The organism is Curtobacterium sp. MCBD17_003, assembly GCF_003234885.2.
GTDB lineage: Bacteria > Actinomycetota > Actinomycetes > Actinomycetales > Microbacteriaceae > Curtobacterium.
Genome location: NZ_CP126275.1, coordinates 1,495,764 through 1,513,883, shown reverse-complemented (window position 1 = coordinate 1,513,883; position 18,120 = coordinate 1,495,764). Strand labels below are relative to the sequence as shown.

The 18,120-nt window shown below is 72.1% G+C and carries 15 protein-coding genes and 1 other RNA gene; 4 read left to right on the top strand and 12 right to left on the bottom strand.

The window, feature by feature from the left end; all coding sequences use genetic code 11:
• Position 1: 1 nt before the first annotated feature.
• The gene (locus tag DEI88_RS07210) at positions 2-1,765 is read left to right on the top strand and encodes an NAD+ synthase (protein WP_111072082.1); all 1,764 of its coding nucleotides are present in this window, start codon (positions 2-4) and stop codon (positions 1,763-1,765) included.
• A gap of 69 nt (positions 1,766-1,834) precedes the next feature.
• Here the strand turns inward: DEI88_RS07210 and DEI88_RS07205 are convergent, their stop codons facing one another.
• Both DEI88_RS07205 and DEI88_RS07200 read right to left on the bottom strand, forming a co-directional pair.
• The gene (locus DEI88_RS07205) at positions 1,835-1,993 is read right to left on the bottom strand and encodes a hypothetical protein (RefSeq protein WP_181434642.1); all 159 of its coding nucleotides are present in this window, start codon (positions 1,991-1,993) and stop codon (positions 1,835-1,837) included.
• A gap of 201 nt (positions 1,994-2,194) precedes the next feature.
• Positions 2,195-2,380, bottom strand: coding sequence for an SPOR domain-containing protein (locus tag DEI88_RS07200; protein ID WP_111012513.1), 186 nt, complete (start codon positions 2,378-2,380; stop codon positions 2,195-2,197).
• 56 nt (positions 2,381-2,436) lie between these two features.
• Between DEI88_RS07200 and map the strand changes: the two genes are divergently transcribed.
• Together map and ppgK are read left to right on the top strand one after the other, a co-directional pair.
• Positions 2,437-3,300: a type I methionyl aminopeptidase gene (gene map / locus DEI88_RS07195; protein WP_111072081.1), complete on the top strand. Its 864-nt coding sequence runs from the start codon at positions 2,437-2,439 to the stop codon at positions 3,298-3,300.
• Positions 3,301-3,329: 29 nt separating this feature from the next.
• Entirely contained in the window at positions 3,330-4,082 is a 753-nt protein-coding gene (gene ppgK / locus DEI88_RS07190; RefSeq protein WP_111072080.1) for a polyphosphate--glucose phosphotransferase, read from the top strand.
• Positions 4,083-4,234: 152 nt separating this feature from the next.
• Here the strand turns inward: ppgK and rnpB are convergent.
• The 5 genes from rnpB to DEI88_RS07165 form a co-directional block, all read right to left on the bottom strand.
• Positions 4,235-4,599, bottom strand: an RNA gene (gene rnpB, locus DEI88_RS07185) — RNase P RNA component class A.
• 95 nt (positions 4,600-4,694) lie between these two features.
• A complete protein-coding gene (locus DEI88_RS07180; RefSeq protein ID WP_111008777.1) occupies positions 4,695-5,429 on the bottom strand; it encodes a zinc ribbon domain-containing protein in 735 nt (244 codons plus the stop codon).
• Positions 5,426-6,307 carry a Nif3-like dinuclear metal center hexameric protein gene (locus DEI88_RS07175; RefSeq protein ID WP_111072079.1) on the bottom strand — a complete coding sequence of 294 codons (882 nt, stop codon included), beginning with the start codon at positions 6,305-6,307 and terminating at the stop codon, positions 5,426-5,428. The genes DEI88_RS07180 and DEI88_RS07175 overlap by 4 nt, the downstream gene beginning before the upstream one ends.
• Positions 6,308-6,383: 76 nt before the next feature.
• Complete coding sequence (locus DEI88_RS07170; protein ID WP_111072078.1) at positions 6,384-7,475, bottom strand: hypothetical protein; 1,092 nt, start codon at positions 7,473-7,475, stop codon at positions 6,384-6,386.
• Between the two features lie 89 nt (positions 7,476-7,564).
• Entirely contained in the window at positions 7,565-9,136 is a 1,572-nt protein-coding gene (locus DEI88_RS07165; protein ID WP_111072077.1) for a S53 family peptidase, read from the bottom strand.
• Positions 9,137-9,331: 195 nt separating this feature from the next.
• Here DEI88_RS07165 and DEI88_RS07160 point away from each other — a divergent pair, with 195 nt between their 5' ends.
• Positions 9,332-10,639 carry a PP2C family protein-serine/threonine phosphatase gene (locus DEI88_RS07160; protein ID WP_181439664.1) on the top strand — a complete coding sequence of 436 codons (1,308 nt, stop codon included), beginning with the start codon at positions 9,332-9,334 and terminating at the stop codon, positions 10,637-10,639.
• 91 nt (positions 10,640-10,730) lie between these two features.
• Here DEI88_RS07160 and DEI88_RS07155 read toward each other — a convergent pair whose 3' ends face one another.
• From DEI88_RS07155 to DEI88_RS07135, 5 genes are all read right to left on the bottom strand, one after another.
• A complete protein-coding gene (locus DEI88_RS07155; RefSeq protein WP_111048558.1) occupies positions 10,731-13,388 on the bottom strand; it encodes a phosphoenolpyruvate carboxylase in 2,658 nt (885 codons plus the stop codon).
• 133 nt (positions 13,389-13,521) lie between these two features.
• Positions 13,522-14,550 (bottom strand): LacI family DNA-binding transcriptional regulator, encoded by a 1,029-nt coding sequence (locus DEI88_RS07150; RefSeq protein WP_111025996.1) that lies wholly within the window; start codon positions 14,548-14,550, stop codon positions 13,522-13,524.
• Positions 14,551-14,581: 31 nt separating this feature from the next.
• The gene (locus DEI88_RS07145) at positions 14,582-15,547 is read right to left on the bottom strand and encodes a carbohydrate ABC transporter permease (RefSeq protein ID WP_258370060.1); all 966 of its coding nucleotides are present in this window, start codon (positions 15,545-15,547) and stop codon (positions 14,582-14,584) included.
• Positions 15,544-16,515 carry a carbohydrate ABC transporter permease gene (locus tag DEI88_RS07140; protein WP_258370061.1) on the bottom strand — a complete coding sequence of 324 codons (972 nt, stop codon included), beginning with the start codon at positions 16,513-16,515 and terminating at the stop codon, positions 15,544-15,546. Before DEI88_RS07140 ends, DEI88_RS07145 begins: the two co-directional genes overlap by 4 nt.
• Positions 16,502-17,851, bottom strand: a complete 1,350-nt coding sequence (locus tag DEI88_RS07135) for an ABC transporter substrate-binding protein (protein ID WP_111008770.1) — start codon at positions 17,849-17,851, stop codon at positions 16,502-16,504. Before DEI88_RS07135 ends, DEI88_RS07140 begins: the two co-directional genes overlap by 14 nt.
• Positions 17,852-18,120: the final 269 nt, after the last annotated feature.

Here is an 18,120-nt window from a genome sequence, read left to right as displayed (position 1 = left end):
CATGCCCCGACTCCGCTTGGCGCTCGCACAGACCAACCCGGTCGTCGGGGCGTTCGAGCGCAACGCGGCAGGCATCATCACGGCCACGCGATCGGCCGCCGAGCAGGGCGCGGACCTCGTCGCCTTCGGCGAGATGGCGATCTCCGGGTACCCCATCGAGGACCTCGCCTCGCGCCCGTCGTTCCTCCGCGCCGCCCGGGAGGCCGTGGAGACCCTCGCACGCCGGCTCGCCGACCAGGGCCTCGGGGACGTCGCCGTCGTCGTCGGCCACCCGGACGGCCCGTTCGAGCCCCGCTCGGTGGACGTCACCACCGCGCCGAGCGCCATCGCCCAGAACTGCGCGAGCGTGCTCCAGCACGGGCGGGTCGTCGCCACGACCGCCAAGTACCACCTGCCGAACTACTCGGTGTTCGACGAGTACCGGGTGTTCATCCCGGGCGAGGACCTGCTGGTCGCGCGCATCGCCGACGTCGACGTCGCGATCATCATCTGCGAGGACCTGTGGCGCGAGGGCGGTCCGGTCGCCCGGGTGCTCGCCGCCGACGCCGGCTTGCTCCTCGTCGTCAACGCCTCCCCGTGGATCGCGGACAAGGACGAGGTCCGCCTCCCGCTCGTCACCCGGCGGGCCACCGAGTCCGACACGATCGTCGCCTACGTCAACATCGTGGGCGGCCAGGACGACCTGGTCTTCGACGGGGACAGCCTCGTCGTCGACGAAGCGGGGACGGTCCTCGCCCGCGCCCCGCAGTTCCGGGAGCACCTGCTCCTCGTCGACCTCGACCCCGCACCGGCGACCGACCCGGTCGTGACCGAGGACGTCCACCGGGTCCTACTCGACACCCCGGACACCACCCCCGGGAGCATGGCGCTGGACGGCCAACGCCCGGCACTCCCCCGCGACGTCGCCGAACCCCGTGACGACCTCGAGGAGATCTGGAACGCGCTCGTCCTCGGCACCCGCGACTACGTCGAGAAGAACGGCTTCCGTTCGGTCGTCCTCGGCCTGTCCGGTGGGATCGACTCGGCGGTGTGCGCGGCGATCGCGGTCGACGCCCTCGGCCCCGACCGCGTGTACGGCGTCTCGATGCCGTCGCAGTGGTCGTCGGAGCACTCCCGCTCGGACGCCGACGACGTCGCCGAACGCCTCGGCCTGCACTACCGGACCGAGGCGATCGCCGACCTCGTACGCCCCTTCGAGGACCAGCTCCACCTGACCGGGCTCGCCGCGGAGAACATCCAGGCCCGCGCCCGGGCGCTCGTGCTCATGGGGCTGTCGAACCTCGATGGTCACCTGGTGCTCACGACCGGGAACAAGACCGAGCTGTCGGTCGGGTACTCCACCATCTACGGTGACTCGGTCGGCGGCTTCGCACCGATCAAGGACGTCCCCAAGACCCTCGTGTGGGACCTCGCCACGTGGCGCAACCGGTTCGCCGCGGGACGGGGCGAGACCGAGCCGATCCCCGAGAACTCGATCACCAAACCGCCATCCGCCGAGCTCCGTCCCGACCAGAAGGACGAGGACTCGCTCCCGCCGTACGAGGTGCTCGACAGCATCCTGGACGGGTACATCACCCGGGCCCTGGGTGCCGCCGACATCGTGGCGGAGGGTCACGACCCCGACACGGTGGCCGAGGTGACCCGGCTGGTCGACCGCTCCGAGTGGAAGCGCCGGCAGGGTGCCATCGGCCCGAAGATCTCGGGCATGGCGTTCGGACGCGACCGTCGTCTGCCGATCACGTACCGGCCGCAGCAGTACCGCTGAGGCCGGGCCTCCCGGCCGGATGACGAACGGCCCGGCACCCCACGAGTGCCGGGCCGTTCCTCGTGTCGGCTAGCGATCGACCAGCGACGACGCGTCGTCGCTGAAGAAGTCCTCGTACCGTGGGCCGCCGCTGCTCGTCAGCGTGCCGCGGCGCCATTGCTGCCGGAGCCGGCGGTAGGTGGCGATGCGGGCCGGCTCCACGCCGGACTGGGACTCGTACAGGCTCATCTGGTGCCTCCTCTCGACGGAGCGAGGACACCGGACCGGATGCTGGCATCGGTGGGTCGCCGTGGTCAGCCTCCCCGCCCGTTCCGACGCTACGTCCGGCGGGGTCGCGACGCGATCGGACTGCGCGAGCCGGACGAGGTCCTGCGCACATCGGACCTCCGCTCGCGCGAACCGGACATCGGCGGGGCAGCGGCGGGACGGTCAGCCCTGCGCGTCCTCCTGGTCCCACCGTGCGTTGTTCGCACGGACACGCTCGAGTGCCGCCTGCGCCTCCTCGCGCGTGTCGAAGGGCCCGATGCGGTCGCGGTTCGGGGACTGCATGCCCTGTTCGACCTGGTGCGTGGTGGTGTTGAACCAGAACTGGGACTCGATCCGTTCGTCGCTCATGACCGCGAGCGTACGCGCGAGGATCGGGCCCGTGACCGCCGGATAGACTCGGCAGCATGCCCCGGGACGAACACGGACACCTCACTGCCGGCCGCATCAGTCCCACCCGCCCCGTCCCCGCGGGCATCGCCCGACCGGAGTACGTGGGCCACGTCGAACCGCACGAGCACGGCCTGGGCGACACGTACACGCCCGACGAGGTCGAGCGGATCCGGACCGCGGGCCGCATCGCGTCGCAGGCCATCGACGCGGTCGCCGCCGCCATCCGCCCTGGGGTGACCACCGACGAACTCGACCGGGTCGGCCACGAGTTCATCGTCGCGCGCGGCGCCTACCCGTCGACGCTCGGCTACCGCGGGTTCCCGAAGTCGCTCTGCTCCAGCGTCAACGAGGTCATCTGCCACGGCATCCCGGACGACACGGTGCTGCAGGACGGCGACATCGTGAACATCGACATCACGGCGTACAAGGACGGCGTCCACGGGGACACGAACCGGACCTTCGTCGTCGGCACCGCGAGCCAGGAGGTCCAGGACCTCGTCACGCGGACCGAGGAAGCCATGCGCCGTGGCATCCGCGCCGTCGCTCCCGGACGCCAGGTGAACGTCATCGGGCGGGCGATCGAGTCCTACGCCAAGCGGTTCGGGTACGGCGTCGTCCGTGACTACACCGGCCACGGCGTCGGGCGGGCGTTCCACTCCGGGCTCATCATCCCCCACTACGACGCCCCGCAGTACGACACCGTCATCGAGCCGGGCATGGTGTTCACGATCGAACCGATGCTCACCCTCGGTGGCATCGACGCGGACATCTGGCCGGACGACTGGACGGTCTCGACCCGCGACAAGTCCTGGACGGCACAGTTCGAACAGACCCTCGTCGTCACCGAACGCGGCGCCGAGCTCCTCACCGTTTCCTGAACCCACCAGCACCGGAAGGCACTCCCCCCATGGCACAACTCGCGGTCGGCGTCGACATCGGCGGAACCGGCATCAAGGGCGCGATCGTCGACGTCGAGTCCGGCGCGCTCACGAGCGACCGGATCAAGAAGGCCACGCCCGAGGGCGGCAAGCCGGACGACATCGCCGAGGTCGTCGTCGAGATCATCAACGAGCTCGGCATGACGAACGACGAGCCGATCGGCATCTGCTTCCCCGCCGTGGTGAAGGACGGCCGGACCATGTCCGCGGCCAACGTGTCGAAGAAGTGGATCGGCTTCCCGGCAGAGGACCTGTTCGAGAAGCGGCTCGGGCGGCAGATCCACTTCGTCAACGACGCCGACGCGGCGGGGTTCGCCGAGCAGCAGTTCGGTGCGGCGAAGGGCGTCGACGGCCTCGTCATCATGACGACGCTCGGCACCGGCATCGGCACGGCCCTCATCAACGACGGGGTGCTCATCGTCAACGCCGAGCTCGGCCACATCGAGATCGACGGGGTCGACTACGAGACGAAGGCGTCGTACGCGGCGAAGGAGCGCGACGACCTCTCCTGGAAACACTGGGCCAAGCGCCTGCAGAAGTACTACTCCCACCTCGAGGCGTACCTGTCCCCCGAGCTGTTCGTCGTCGGCGGCGGCATCTCGAAGCAGCACGAGGAGTTCCTGCCCCTGCTCGACCTCCAGGCGAAGATCATCCCCGCGACGCTCCGCAACAACGCGGGGATCATCGGGGCCGCGAAGCTGGCGGCGGACAGCAAGGAGTGACGGTCGGGAGGGGCGACGCCGCCTGGCACCGCCCCTCCCGTCCGTCGGTCCTGCCGCATCCCGCCCCGTTGAACCGGTTGGTTCCGGCGGAACCGCGGCATGCCGGTGTTCAACCGGAAGGTACCGGTTCGTCGGCCGTTGACGACGTCGGTGCGAATGGGCCGGCCGTACGCCGGGTTCTGTCCCGCCGCTCGCGCGGCGGTGACGGCCATCTATCTCGGACCGACGTCGCCGTCGGCCTCCAGCGGTCCACCCGAGGACTCAGCGAGCAGCTTCGTCGTCCTCTGTCTGACCTTGCTCCGGGCGAGGTTTACCGAGCAGATCCGGTCACCCGGATCCCTGGTGGTCTCTTACACCACCGTTTCACCCTCACCGCCGGGTCGCCCCGACGGCGGTCTGTTCTCTGTGGCACTGTCTCGCGGGTTGCCCCGGGTGGGTGTTGCCCACCGCCCTGCTCTGTGGAGCCCGGACGTTCCTCGGCACCCCGAGGGGTGACGCGACCGTCTCACCGACCCATTCGCGCGTCCACCCTACCGGCCCGATCGCCGAGATCGCAGTCGTCGCCGCTCGGACGGCCCTCAGCGCGGCCACCGCGGCGATCGCACCGGGTGGTCAGAGCCCGGACTCGGCCGTCCGCACGAGGATCGCGTCACTGTCCGGGCAGAGCAGGACCTCGTCCGGCGCGGCCGCGCGGACGGTCTGGAGGTCCGAGGCCGTGAGCGACACACCGGACGCGGTCGAGACCCCACCCTGGAGCAGACTCGCGCCGAAGCCGTACCGCGCCCGCTGCCGCTCGTACAGCGCGAGGAGGTCCGCGGGGACGCGCGCGGCGACGGTCTCGCGGTTCGCCCGTACGTGACCGAGGTCCTGCTCGAGCGAGGCCACCTGGGCCTCCCGCTCGTGGAGCAGCCGGTCGTGCTCGCCGTCGATCTCGGCGAGCTGCGCCTGGACGTCGCCGAGGCGGGCCTGCGCGACCTCGAGCCGTTCCATGACCTCGAGCTCCGTGGTCTCGAGGTCGTTGATGCGGCGGGTGAGGCTGGCGAGTTCGCTCTCGAGCCCGGCGGCGTCCTTCGCGTTCTTCGCCGCCTGGAGCAAGGTGGTGTCGCGGTCGATCCGGGCCTGTGCCGTCGCGGTGTCGGACTCGAGGCGTGCGAGCTCGCGCTCGGCGTCCTCCACGCTGCCGGTCGCCGCGGCGAGGTCGCTGCGGAGCACCGCCGCACGCCGCCCGAGCTCCGCGAGGTGCTCCCCCTTGCGGAGTCCGGTGATGCGGTGGCCGATGCGGGTCACGTCGTTGTCGATGCGCTGGAGATCGAGGAGGAGGAGTTGTGCCTCCGGGGCTGCCTTCACGCGGCGGCTCCTTCCGGGTCGGTCGGCTGGGGCCCCTCGTCGGTCCCGTCGGCATGCGGGGCGGACGACGGGAGGACGGCGAAGTCCCAGGGGTCGGTTCGGATGTCGCTCACGGTCACCCGGACGCCCGTGGCGTCGGCGAGCTGCGCGGCGGCGACGTCGAGCCAGAGCCACTCCGTGGCCCAGTGCGACGTGTCGACGAGTGCCGGACCGTCCGACAGCATCGCGCGCTCCCGGAACTCCGACGCGGGATGGTGCCGGAGGTCGCTCGTGACGTAGACGTCGGCGGCGAGGACCTCGGGAGCACCGAGCAGGGAGTCGCCGGCACCCGCGCAGAGCGCGACGGTCCGGACCGGGCGGTCGTGCTCGCCCGACACGCGGACACCCGACGCCGTCGCGGGCAGGACGTCGACGAGGTGCCGCGCGAGCGCCCCGAGCGTCATCGGGGCGGCGAGGACGCCAACCCGGCCGATCCCGGTCCCCGGTCGGGCGCCCGGTTCGATCGGGCGCTGCTTGACGAGACCGAGGCGGTCGGCGAGCACCGCGGAGGTCCCGGTCGTCACGACGTCGGCGTTCGTGTGCGCGGCGAGGAGCGCGCAGCCGCCGCGCACGAGGGTGGCGAGGACCGACCCCTTGTACGTGGTCTCGGCGATCGTGGTCACACCACGCAGGAGCAACGGGTGGTGCGCGACGAGCAGATCGGCGCCGAGCGCGACGGCCTCTCGCGCGACCTCGGGAACGGCGTCGACGGTGAGGTGCACGTGACGGACCTCGGCATCGGGGTCGCCCGACACGAGTCCGACGGCGTCCCACGACTCGGCGCCGTCGGCGGGCCAGAGGGCCTCGGCGGCGGCGAGGACGGCGCGGAGGGTCGGCATCGGCCCAGTCTACCGAGGGCCGTCGGCCCCGAGCGGCAGGACAGCCCCCAGCGGCAGGACAGCCCCGAGCGGCACGTCAGGCGCGGCGGAGGACCCGCAGCACGCGGGCGACGACGCGTGCCCACCAGCTCGGCGTGGTCGCCGCGACGTCGGACGGCACGGGCTCCCCCGGTGCCGCCACGTCGGAACGGTGCTCCTCGGTGTCGGTGCCCGCGAGCGGCTCGGCCGATGCCTCGACCGCGGCGGCGGACCCGGACCGGACCGGACCGAGCGGGAACGCGGTCGCCGCACCGGCGTCGGCACCCGTGTGGGCGCGCAACGCGGCGACGAAGGCCTCGTGGTCGATCGCGCTCGGGCCCGTGGCGGGCGGCACGAGCGGCGTCGGACGCGTCACCGCGGCCACCGGAGCGACCGGCGCGCTGGCGGACTCGACGTCGAGGTCCTCGCGGTCGAGCGCGTCGGCGAGGACGGACTGCAGGGCGGGGAGTGTGTCGCCACGGGCCGGCGTGGTGGTGGCCCCGGTCGAGACGGCGGTCCGGGCTGGTCGAGTGACCACGGCGGCGGCGAGGAGGTCCGCGAAGACCTCGGTGGCCCAGGCCCGGGCGGCGGCTACCTCGGGGTCGGAGGACCGGGCGATCCGGGCCTCCCATGCGGCGAAGCGCGCGCGGTCCTCGTCGCGGCGGCGCAGTTCTTCCTCGAGCAGGGAGATGCGCTCCACGGTGCTCCGGCCGGTCGCGGTCGCGAGCTCGACGGCGAGGTCCCCGATCCGGAGCGAGATCCGGGCCGGGGGCTCGGGGAACGTCGGGGCGCAGGCGGAGGCGTGCCGTCCGCGATCACGGCGGAAGGCGGCGGGCGCGGGGTCCACGAGCGTGGCGGGTGCCGGGTCGTCCATCGGAGCGACGTCGAGTGCCCGCACGGGCTCGGCGACGACGGCCGCAGCGGCGACGGGTTCGGCCGCCGTCTCCGGACCGCCCGCGTCCGTGCCGCCCGCGTCCGGAGCGGCCGCCGTGTCGGTCTCGGTGGGGAGTGCGACGGGCCCGGTCACCGGCGGCACGACGAGGTCCGGGACGTAGGGGGCGTGGACCGCCGGCACGTCCCGGAGCCACGCCTCGACCTCGCGGCCGAACGGGTCGACGAGGGCGGGACGTGCTCCGGACTGGGTCTCCATGGCCGAATCGTAGGCAGGAGGAGCGGAGGAACCCGGATGATCGGCGGTGTGTCGCGTTCCGAGCGGGGCCGCGGTGTCGTCCGGAGACGTCACCTGCCAGCGCTACCGCTGCCCGCGGCCACGGCTCCGAGCAGTGCAGCGCCGTCCGGGGAGCCGAGCCCGGTGCAGGCGTCCCACCCGGGAGCCGCCGCGAAGGCGCCGTTCGACCCCGACGTGACGTCGCGGAAGGTCGACGCCGCGCTGTACAGCACCGGCTGCGCGAGCCCGAGCGGCCGCCCGGTCGACTGGACGATCCGGGCGATCAGCGCGGCCCACAGCGGAGCGACCGCGCTCGTGCCGCCGATGACGGTGCGGTTGCCGTCGACGAGGACCTCGTACCCGGTCTGGGGATCGGCGACCGCGGCGACGTCGGGGACGCCTCGGCCGCCCGATGACCCGGCGGTGCCCGGCACGCCGACGCCCTGCTGCCAGGTCGGCAGCGGGAACGCATCGCTGACCCCGCCGCCCGTGGCGCCACCGCTCGCGCCGTCGTTCCACACGGTCTCGGAGGTGATCGTCGTGCCCGAGGCCTCGAGCCGGGTCCCGCCACAGGCGAGGACGTGCGGGCTCGACGCCGGGAAGTCCACGTGCTGCCCGCCGTCCGACTGCCCGTCGGTGCTGCCGTTGTCGCCCGCGGCCGCGGTCACGGTGACCCCGAGGGACACCGCGTCGACCACGGCGTCGTCGAGCGCGGAGCGGGCCTGGGCGGTCCAGGCGTCCTCGCTCTGTCCCCAGCTGATGCTCATGGCCGTCGGGGTCGGGGTCGCGTGCGCCGCGGTGGCCACGGCGTCGACGAAGCCGGCGTCGGTGTTCGGGGCGAAGTACACGACGATCGCCGCTCCGGGAGCCAGCGCCCCCACCACCTCGACGTCGAGCATGACCTCGCCGTCCGCGCCGTTCGGATCCCCACCCGGGACGTTCTCGGCGCCGTCGACACCCACGGCGGTCACCGACGGGGAGCCCACGCCGAGACCGGAGAAGTAGGTGTCGAGGTCGGACTGCACGTACCCCCCGCCGAGTTCGATGATCGCCACCGTCTGGCCGGAGCCGTCGGTGTCGGGCGGGAACGCGTACGCGGTGCCGAGCTCGACGGGCGAGTAGCTGGTCGCGCGGGCGGCGGCGGGCACGGAACGGAACTGCGTCCGCGCCTGCGGGCGGTCGTCGAGGCCGAGCACCGCCACGACGACGCCGTCGAGTGCCGCGGGGACGCTCAGGCCCCCCGACCGGTGCCGGTGCTGGGCACTGCCACCGCCGGGCGCGTCGCTCGTGACGGTCTCGAGGTCCGTGCCGAACGCCCGGCCCATCGCCGCGGTCGTCCCCTCGACGCGCACGTGACGCGTGGCGGGGTCGGCGCTGAGGACGGTCAGGTCGAGGGCCTCCAGCGTGGTGCGGACGAGGTCGAGGTCGGCCTCGGTCGCCCCGTGCGCACTGACGAACGCGGCGCGGTCCATCGGGACGGCGGTGCCGTCGAGCGGCGCGACGGGGTTCGCGCGCCGCACCACCACGGTCGCCTGGACCGGGGAGTCGGGCGGGAGGGCCGCCGCGGCGCGGACGCCGGGGGCGGACGGACGCTCGCTGCCGGCGAGCGGAACGAGCTGCGGGTCCTTCGAGCTGTCGGTCATGGCACCGGTCTACTCCGCACCCATGACGTCGCCCGTGTCCCGGGCGGCGCATGCACGCCGACGACCATGCAGCGGCGACCCGCTCCGGCGTGGCGCCCATCCGCCGCCGTGCCCGTTCTGGGGGTGGGAAGCGGGAGCCGCGGCACCTATCGTCGTCACGATCACTCTCGTGGACGCGGACCGGAGGCACCCCCCATGACCAGCGTGCGTCGGTTCATCCACCGGTACTCGGTGACACCGTTCCTCAAGCAGGCACCGATCGCGGTGCTGGTCGCCCTGGCGGCGGTGCTCTCGGTCGCCGTCCCGCAGCTCGCCGTGTCGGACCACACCGGACTCGCGGTGAGCCTGGTGCTCACCGCGATCGCCACGCTCTGGGCGAGCGTGGTGACCGCGCGCAGCGAGCGGCTCGGTGCCCTCGCGCTCCTCGTGCCCGCGGTCGACTTCGTGGCGCTCGGCGTCCTCCGATGGGCGACGGGCTCGTCGGCGTCGATCTTCACCGCCCTCGTGGTCCTGCCCGTCGTGTGGTTCGCCGCCACCGACGGCCGACGGCACGTCCTCTACGCGATGCTCGGCACGGCGGTCGTGATCCTCACGCCGTTCGTCTTCGGGATCAGCGGCAGCGGCCGGGTCACCGAGCTCATCCGCCTCGTCGTCGTGCTCGTCGTCTACACGACCGTGGCGCTCGTCGTCAACGAGTTCGCCCGGCAGCACGCGACGCAGCTGCGCCTCGCCGCTGAGCGCGAGGCAGCCGTCACGGACGAGATCGACCGCGCCGCCGCGGTGCAACGCTCGCTCCTCCCCCAACCCCTCTGCTCGCTGCCCGGCTACTCCGTCGCCGGGACCTGTCTGCCCTCGGCCACGGTCGGCGGCGACTTCTTCGACTGGTACCGCACCGACGAGGGCATCGCGATCACCCTCGGCGACGTCATGGGCAAGGGCGTCGGCGCCGGGCTCATCGCCGCGGCCGTGCGGGCCGTGGTCCGCAGCTCCCGGCGTGATCCCGACCCCGCGGCCGCGATCGTGCGTGCCTCGGAAGGGCTCTCGACCGACGTCGCGGACCGAGGCGAGTCGACGGCCTTCACGACGCTCTTCCACGCCCGGTTCAGCGGGGACGTCCTCCGCTGGGCGGACGCCGGACACGGCCTGTCGATCGTCGTCCGAGAGGACGGGACCCACGAGCGCCTGACCACCGCGCACCTGCCGATCGGTCTCGGGATCGACGACGCCTGGCAGACGATGGAGATCGCCATCGCGCCGGGGGACGTCCTCGTCACCTTCAGCGACGGCGTGCTCGACCTGTTCGGCGGTGGACTCGACACGATCGACCAGGTCGCCGCGATCGCCCGCCGGGATCCGCGGCCGGGCGCCGTGGTCGAGGCCCTCGTCGCGATGGCCCGCACCGCCGGGCACGACGACGACGTCACGGTCGTGGCGCTCCGGCGTGAACCCGTCGCGACCGCCGCGACCGCCGTGCCGACCAGCGCGATCACCGTCGGCGTCTGATCCCGCCCGGGAGGGACGCCTCCACGGAGACGACGGGAGGCACGGGGACCGCGATCCCCCGTGCCTCCCGTCCGCCGTCGGGACGACGGGATCAACCCGTGTTCTGCAGACCGGCGGCCACGCCGTTCACGGTGAGGAGCAGCAGTCGGTGGTCGGCGTCCTGCGGGTCGCCGTCATTCGCGGTCCGGATGCCACGGAGCGCCCGGAGTTGCAGGAGCGACAGGGCGTCGACGTACGGGCTCCGCAGGCGGACGGCGCGGCTCAGGACGGGCCGGTCCTCGAGGACGTCCGACGAGCCGCTCGTCCGGAGCACCCAGGCGCGCGTCAGAGCCATCTCGTCGAGGACCATGCGGGCGAGGTCCGGACGGTCGCCGAGCGCGAGGTACCGGTTCGCGATCGCCTCGTCGGTCTTCGCCAGGGACATCTCGACGTTCTTGATCATCGCCGAGAACAGCGGCCAGGACCGGTAGGCGTCCTGGAGCAGGTCGACGTCGCCGACCGCGGCCAGCGCCGACCCGAGCCCGTACCAGCCGGCCAGGTTGATGCGCGCCTGGGTCCACGAGAACACCCACGGGATGGCGCGGAGGTCCTCGAGGGACTCGACCGACAAGCCGCGACGGGCCGGCCGGGAACCGAGCGCGAGGAGCCCGATCTCCTCCATCGGCGTGACGGTGGCGAACCACGGCGCGAACCCGTCCGCCTTGACGAGGTCGAAGAAGGCCGCGCGCGACGCGCGGTCCATCGTGGCGGCGACGTCCGCGAAGCGATCGGCGGCCGCGGCGGTCACGGACTCGTTCGAGGGCGCGGACGCCTGCAGGGTCGCAGCGGCCATCTGCTCGAGGTGCCGCGCGCCGATCGTCTTGTCGCCGTACTGGGCGAAGATGACCTCGCCCTGCTCGGTGATCTTGAGTCGGCCGTCGACCGACCCCGGCGGCTGCGCGAGCACGGCTTCGTTCGCCGGACCGCCGCCGCGGCCGAGCGCACCGCCCCGGCCGTGGAACAGCGTCAGCTCGATGTCGTGGTCGGCAGCCCACGCGGCGATCCGGGCCTGGGCGTCGTACAGCGCGAACGTCGCCGACACCGGACCGACGTCCTTCGACGAGTCGGAGTACCCGAGCATCACCTCGAGCCGGCGCCCGGTCGCGGCGAGTCGACGTTCGACCGCGGGCAGGCGGACGGCCTCGTCGAGGATCCGCGTGCTCGCGTCGAGGTCGGCGAAGGTCTCGAAGAGCGGGACGACGTCGAGCACCGGCGCGGCCTCGGCGGACCCGAGTGCGGCCTCGGCGAGCTCGAACACCGTGGCGATGTCCTCGGACGACTGCGTGAACGAGATGACGTACCGGCACGCCGCGCGCACGCCGTACCGCGCCTGCAGGGACGCGATCGCCCGGAACACCGCGAGCACCTCGTCCGTCATCGGGCTGTGCTCGACGCCGGCACGGACCTCGGCGAGGGCGGTTCGATGCACCTGCGAGTGCTGCCGGACCTCGAGCTCCGCGAGGTGGAAGCCGAAGGTCTCCACCTGCCAGATCAGGTTCTGGAGCTCGCCGTGGGCCGCGCGCTCGGCGCCGGCGGCGGCGAGCGAGCCCTGGACGGTCCGGAGGTCGGCGAGCAGGTCCTCGGGCGAGGCGTACGCGAGCGGGACGTCCTCGCGCCGGGTCGCGTCGATGCGGGCCGCGACGAACAGGAGCACGCGGCGGTGGACCTCCTGCGGCGCGCGGACCGCGATGCGGGCGGCGACCTCGGCGTCGAGCGCCTGCTGGGCGTCATCGAGCGCGGTGAGGTCGGCCGTGGGCGGGGTGCCGCCGTCGTCGAGGGTCAGCGCGTCGGCGATCCGGGTCGCGGCGCGGGTCAGCCCGAGCAGCACGTGCTCGGACTGGATCCGGGCCGCCTCGAGCGTGACCTCGGCGGTGACGTGGGGGTTGCCGTCGCGGTCGCCGCCGATCCAGCTGCCGAGGCGGATGAACGCCGGGGCGGCCACCGGACGGCGCCCGGCGTCGTCGCCGAGGAGGCGGTCGTCGAGCAGCCGGTACACCGCCGGCACGATCTCGAACAGCGTCTGGTCGAAGACGCTCATCGCCGTGCGGACCTCGTCGAGCGGGGTGGGACGCGTGGTCCGGAGGGGCGAGGTACGCCAGAGCGTCTCGACCTCCTCGAGCAGGCGGCGGGCGTTCTCGGCACCGTCGACGGCGTTCCGGACGGCGTCCCGTGCGTCGAGCAGGTCGCTGATCCGGCGGATCGTCGTGGCCACGGCTCGGCGTCGGGCCTCGGTCGGGTGCGCCGTGAGCACCGGGTGGAACCGGAGGGCCGCCAGGCGGGCGGCGGCCTCGTCCTCGCCGAGTGCGTCACGCAGTCCGGCGAGGGTCGCCGCGATCGAGTCCCCCGGCGTGCCCCCCACGTCACCACGGCGTCGGAGGACGCGGACGCGGTGGTGCTCCTCGGCGAGGTTGCTGAGGTGGAAGTAACACGTGAAGGCCCGGGCGACCTGCTCCGCGCGGTCCTGGTCGAAGCCCTCGACGATCTCCTGCGCCCGGTCGATGGCCCGGTCGTCCGTGCCCTCGTACGCGTCGATCACGGCGGCGCGGAGGGCCTCCACGTCGGCGAACAGGGCTTCGCCGCCGGTCTCGCGGAGCACCCGCCCGAGCAGGTTCCCGAGGAAGCTGACGTCGCCGCGCAGGTCGTCGTCGACCTCGCCCCGGACGTCGTCGCGTGGCCGGTCGTGGCGGGCCGTGCCGTCGATCGTGGTCATCGTCGTTCCTCCGAGGGATGGGCGGGGTGCACACACGTGAGTACCACATCGTGCTCGCCGGGCGCGATTCGCGTGACGCCGGGAGGCCCGGGTCGGCCCGGCGGGAGCGTCCGAGCGGGGACTGTCGAACGCGTCACGGTCGCGCGGCGGCGCGGGGTGCGCCCGACGAGCCGCGGACCACGAGGGAGGGCCGGATCGCCCGCGCGGTCGGGGGCGGGGCACCCGCCATCGTCGCGCGCAGGACCTCGAACGCGGCGCGGCCCAGCCCGGCGAAGTCCATCCGGACGGTGGTGAGCCCGGGCGTCCACACCTCGGCGAGGGGCATGTCGTCGAACCCGACCACGCTGACGTCGCCGGGGACGGCGCGGCCCTGGTCCGCCATCGCCCGGAGCACGCCCATCGCGACCTCGTCGTTGAAGCAGAACACGGCGGTCGCGTCGTCCGGGAGCTGCTCGATCGCGGCGGCCCGGGCGCTCATCGGGGCCCAGTCCGTGGCGACCACGGGCGGCACCGGCGCGTCGCGGGCGGCGAGCTCGGCCAGGTACCCGTACGTCCGGCCGTGCCCGATGTCGTTCGGGTAGTCGACGGCGAGATGGTGGACCGTGCGGTGACCGAGCGCGAGCAGGTGCTCGGTCGCCAGTCGCGCACCGAGTTCGTCGTCGAGCCATGCGTAGGGCAGGCCCGACCGGTTCGTGCCGACCATCGCCGCGGTGGCGGTCGGCATGGTCGCGGGGATCCGCGCCAGTGCCGCCGTCACGAACTCGTCGAACTCGATGCCGATGATCCCGGACAACGGCTGGGACAGCACGAGCTCGACCGCGGACCGGACGTGGTCGGGGTCCCCGTTCTCGACGACCGTGATCGTGACGAGGAAGTCGCCCTCACGCGCGGCCTCCTCGATGCCCCGGAGCACCGAGGCGAACCCGTACCGGGTCGTGTTCCCGGTGATGACGCCGATCATCTTCTGGCGACCCGACTTGAGCGCGCGGGCCGCCTCGTTCGGCCGGTAGCCCAGTCGCACGATGGCGTCCTGCACGGCGGTCCGACGCCGCTCGCTCACGACCCCCGGGTCGTTGAGGACGCGGGAGACGGTCGCGACCGAGACGCCGGCCATCCGGGCGACGTCCGCGATGCCCGGCGCGCGGGGCGGACGCTCGACCATCGGACGATGCTATCCCGACACCACGCGCCGGTCACTTGATGCCGGACTCCGCGATGCCCTGCACGAACTGCCGCTGGAAGACGAAGAACACGATCATCACGGGGATCATCGAGATGAGCGTGATCGCCATGATCTCGTCCCACGGGTGCGAGTAGGACCCGTTGAGCGAGGACAAGCCCACGGAGATCGTGTAGCTCTCCGGCTTCTGCAGGGCGACGAGCGGCCAGACGAAGTCGTTCCACCGCCACACGAACGTCAGGATCGTCAGGACCGCGACGAGCGGGCCGCACGCCGGCAGCACGACGGTCCGGAAGGTGCGGAACTCCCCCGCGCCGTCGACCCGAGCCGCTTCGATGAGCTCGGTCGGGATCGCCTGGATGTACTGCCGGGCCATGAAGATCGAGACGGCCTGTGCCGCCGAGGGCAGGATCACGGCCCACGGGGTGCCGACGAGTCCGAGCTTCGAGATGATGACGAACTCGGGCACCATGACCACCTGGATCGGCACCATGATCGTCACGAGCATCGCGCCGAACAGCAGGTTCCGTCCGCGGAACGAGAACTTCGCGAACGCGTACCCGGCGAGCACGCTGATGAACACCGAGATGACGACCCCGGCGACCGCGATGACCACCGAGTTGACCAGCCACGTCAGCACCGGCTGGTCCGCGAACGCCTTGGCGAACACCCCGAGGTCGACCCGATGCGGCCACAGCGAGAACCCCGACGTCTGGGCGAGGCCGCCCGGGCTGATCGCGGTGACGAACACCCAGTAGACCGGGAACACCATGACGAGTCCCCCGAGGACCATCGCCGCCCAGATGACCCACCGCGCGGGGGTCATCCGGTCCTGGATCGGTACGCGGCGGTCGGGACGGGTGCGCACGACGCGTGCCGTGCCTCCCGGGCGACCGGCCGTGGAGCGTCCGACGGCACGGGCGGGAACGGCGGTGGAGCTGCCGACCCGCTCGACGGGACGCGATGTCGACGTGCTCATGCCTGGTCCTCCTCGGTGCGGCGCGCGAGGACGTTCCGCACCAGTGTCAGCAGGAGCAGCGTCAGCACGAGGAGCACGCCGACGGCGGACGCGTACCCCATCGTCCCCTGCGTGAACGCGGCCCGGAAGATGTACTGCACGAGCACGGTCGTCGAGAACCCGGGACCACCGCCGGTGAGCACGTAGATGACGTCGAACGCCTGGATCGAGAAGACCACGTTGAGCACGACGAGGATGTAGGTCGTCGGTCGCAGCAGCGGCCAGACGATGTTCGAGAAGCGCTTGCCGCTGCCGGCACCGTCGACGCTCGCCGCCTCGAGCACGCTCGGGTTGATGTTCTGCAACGCCGCCAGGTAGGTCACCATGCAGAACCCGATCCGTCCCCAGACCACCGTGAGGATGACCGTGGCCATGGCCCAGTGCGGCGACGACAACCAGGTGATCCGCGGGAGCCCGAGCGCCTGGAGCGCGGCGTTCGCGATCCCGTTGTCGGCGTTGAAGATCCACGCCATGACGAGCGACACGGCCACGCCGGACACGACCATCGGCAGGAAGTACAGGCTGCGGATGACGCCGCGGCCCGGGAGCCTGCGGTTGAGGAGCACGGCGAGCAGCAGCCCGATCGCCGCCGACGTCGGCACCGTGCCGAGCGTGAACACGACGGTGTTCCACACGCTCGTCCAGAACACCGGGTCGCTCGGGATGTCGGCGTAGTTCTTCCCACCGATCCAGCTCCCGCCGCCGAACGTCTGCACGTCCTGGAACGACAGCACGACGGACACGATGATCGGTCCGAACGCGAACACGACGAAGAGGAGCAGCGACGGGGCGACGAAGGTCCACGGCACGGCGACCGGGACGCGACGCCGCCCGCCCCGACGCGGCGGCCGCCCGCCGGTGCGGGACGACGGTCGCACGTCGACCGACCCGACCACCCCGCGCGCGGCGACCTCGCTAGCCGACGACACGGCTGATCCCGTCCGAGATGTTCTTCGCCGTCTCCTTCGGGGTCTGCGTCCCGATGAAGCAGAGGTCGAGCTGGTCGGCGAGCACCTCGTTGATCTGGTTGAACTGCGGGCTCGTCTCGATCTTCGCCATGTTCGTCGGGATCGTGGCGACCTGCTCCACGAACGTCTTCATCTGGTCGTTGTTGGACCTGAAGTGCAGCGAGTCGGCGTCGAGCGCGGTGCGGATCGGCAGGAACAGGTCGTTCTCGCAGAAGTACTCCATGTTCGCCTGGTTGCAGACGAACTTGATGAAGTCGGCGGCGACGTCGGGGTGCTTCGACGACTTCGAGACGCCGAGCAGGTTCCCGCCGAGGTCGGACGCGGCCTTCTTGCCCTTCGGCATGTACGTGACGTCCCACTTCGACTGGTCGAGGCCCTTGCCGACGTCCCCCATGAGCCAGTCGCCGTAGAGCATGACGCCGACCTGACCGGTCGTGAAGCTGTTGAGCGTCGAGGCGTCGTTCGAGGCCTTGATCGTGTTCGACTTCGGGATGAGGCCGTCGTTGTACAGGCCCTGGAACCAGTCGAGCGCGGCGATGCCCTTCTTGGTGTTGATCATCGGCTTCTTCAGGTCGTTGTCGAGCAACCGGCCGCCCATCATGTAGAGGAACGGGAGCCAGCGGTAGGCCGTGTTCGGACCGCCGAAGCCGTAGACCATGCCGTACTTGCCGGTCTGCTTCTTGACCTTGACGAGCAGGTCGTGGAACTCGGACAGCGACCACGCCTGCCCGATGCTCGCCGGGGGCTGCTCGCCGATCGCCGCGAAGACGTCCTTGCGGTAGTAGGTGGCGAACGTGTCGGTGTGTTGCGGGATCGCGTGCGGCTTGCCGTCGAGCAGCGACGCCTGCCAGAAGCTCTTCTGGAACCCCTTGCCGTACCGCGCGGGAACCCACTTCGACAGGTCGATGAGGCCGCCGTTCTCGGCGTACCGGCCGAACGACTGCCACGTCACGCGGACGATGTCGGGCGCGCTCCCACCGCTGAGCTGTGTCGTGAACCACTGGTTGAAGTCGCCGCCGGGCGTCTTCTGGATCTTGATGTTCACCCCGGGATGCGTCTTCTTGTACGCCGCGGCGAACTTCGCGTACGTGACGAGGTCCGCGGCGATGTCCCACGTCGACAGGACGAGGTCGGCCTTCACGTTCTTCGGGACGGCGGCCTCGGCGGCGCCGGACGGCACGCCGGCGGCGGCGAGGGGGGACAGCAGGGCCCCGCCCGCGATGGCCGCGCCCATGCCGACGAACCCACGGCGCGAGAGCCGTCCGTCGTCTCCGGGCTGGGCTTTCTGATCGTTCACGGACGCCTCCTCGAGTCCTGACGAGACCGCCGGCGGGCACGCCGACGGACCACCGGCGCCATCGCCGATGGGGCCCCGCGGACGGGGTGTCCGCCTGGGCCGGATGTGGGTCCCGGGCTGCTCGGCTCCGGAACGTGGGGACGATCATGTCCGGCGGCCGGGAAGCCGGTCAAGCGCGTCCGGTAACGGGATGATAACGAATGTAAACGTTACCAAAACCGCTCTCGCGGTGCTACGGTCGCCGCTGACCGACCCGTCCGACCGATGCG

What these genes read in the sequence shown, in the direction of transcription:
- DEI88_RS07160 (WP_181439664.1), top strand. Translation starts at nt 9,332, where the DNA reads ATGACCAGCGTGCGTCGGTTCATCCACCGGTACTCGGTGACACCGTTC.
- DEI88_RS07175 (WP_111072079.1), bottom strand. Translation starts at nt 6,307, where the DNA reads ATGCCGACCCTCCGCGCCGTCCTCGCCGCCGCCGAGGCCCTCTGGCCC.
- DEI88_RS07165 (WP_111072077.1), bottom strand. Translation starts at nt 9,136, where the DNA reads ATGACCGACAGCTCGAAGGACCCGCAGCTCGTTCCGCTCGCCGGCAGC.
- ppgK (WP_111072080.1), top strand. Translation starts at nt 3,330, where the DNA reads ATGGCACAACTCGCGGTCGGCGTCGACATCGGCGGAACCGGCATCAAG.
- map (WP_111072081.1), top strand. Translation starts at nt 2,437, where the DNA reads ATGCCCCGGGACGAACACGGACACCTCACTGCCGGCCGCATCAGTCCC.
- DEI88_RS07150 (WP_111025996.1), bottom strand. Translation starts at nt 14,550, where the DNA reads ATGGTCGAGCGTCCGCCCCGCGCGCCGGGCATCGCGGACGTCGCCCGG.
- DEI88_RS07155 (WP_111048558.1), bottom strand. Translation starts at nt 13,388, where the DNA reads ATGACCACGATCGACGGCACGGCCCGCCACGACCGGCCACGCGACGAC.
- DEI88_RS07205 (WP_181434642.1), bottom strand. Translation starts at nt 1,993, where the DNA reads ATGAGCCTGTACGAGTCCCAGTCCGGCGTGGAGCCGGCCCGCATCGCC.
- DEI88_RS07210 (WP_111072082.1), top strand. Translation starts at nt 2, where the DNA reads ATGCCCCGACTCCGCTTGGCGCTCGCACAGACCAACCCGGTCGTCGGG.
- DEI88_RS07200 (WP_111012513.1), bottom strand. Translation starts at nt 2,380, where the DNA reads ATGAGCGACGAACGGATCGAGTCCCAGTTCTGGTTCAACACCACCACG.
- DEI88_RS07145 (WP_258370060.1), bottom strand. Translation starts at nt 15,547, where the DNA reads ATGAGCACGTCGACATCGCGTCCCGTCGAGCGGGTCGGCAGCTCCACC.
- DEI88_RS07170 (WP_111072078.1), bottom strand. Translation starts at nt 7,475, where the DNA reads ATGGAGACCCAGTCCGGAGCACGTCCCGCCCTCGTCGACCCGTTCGGC.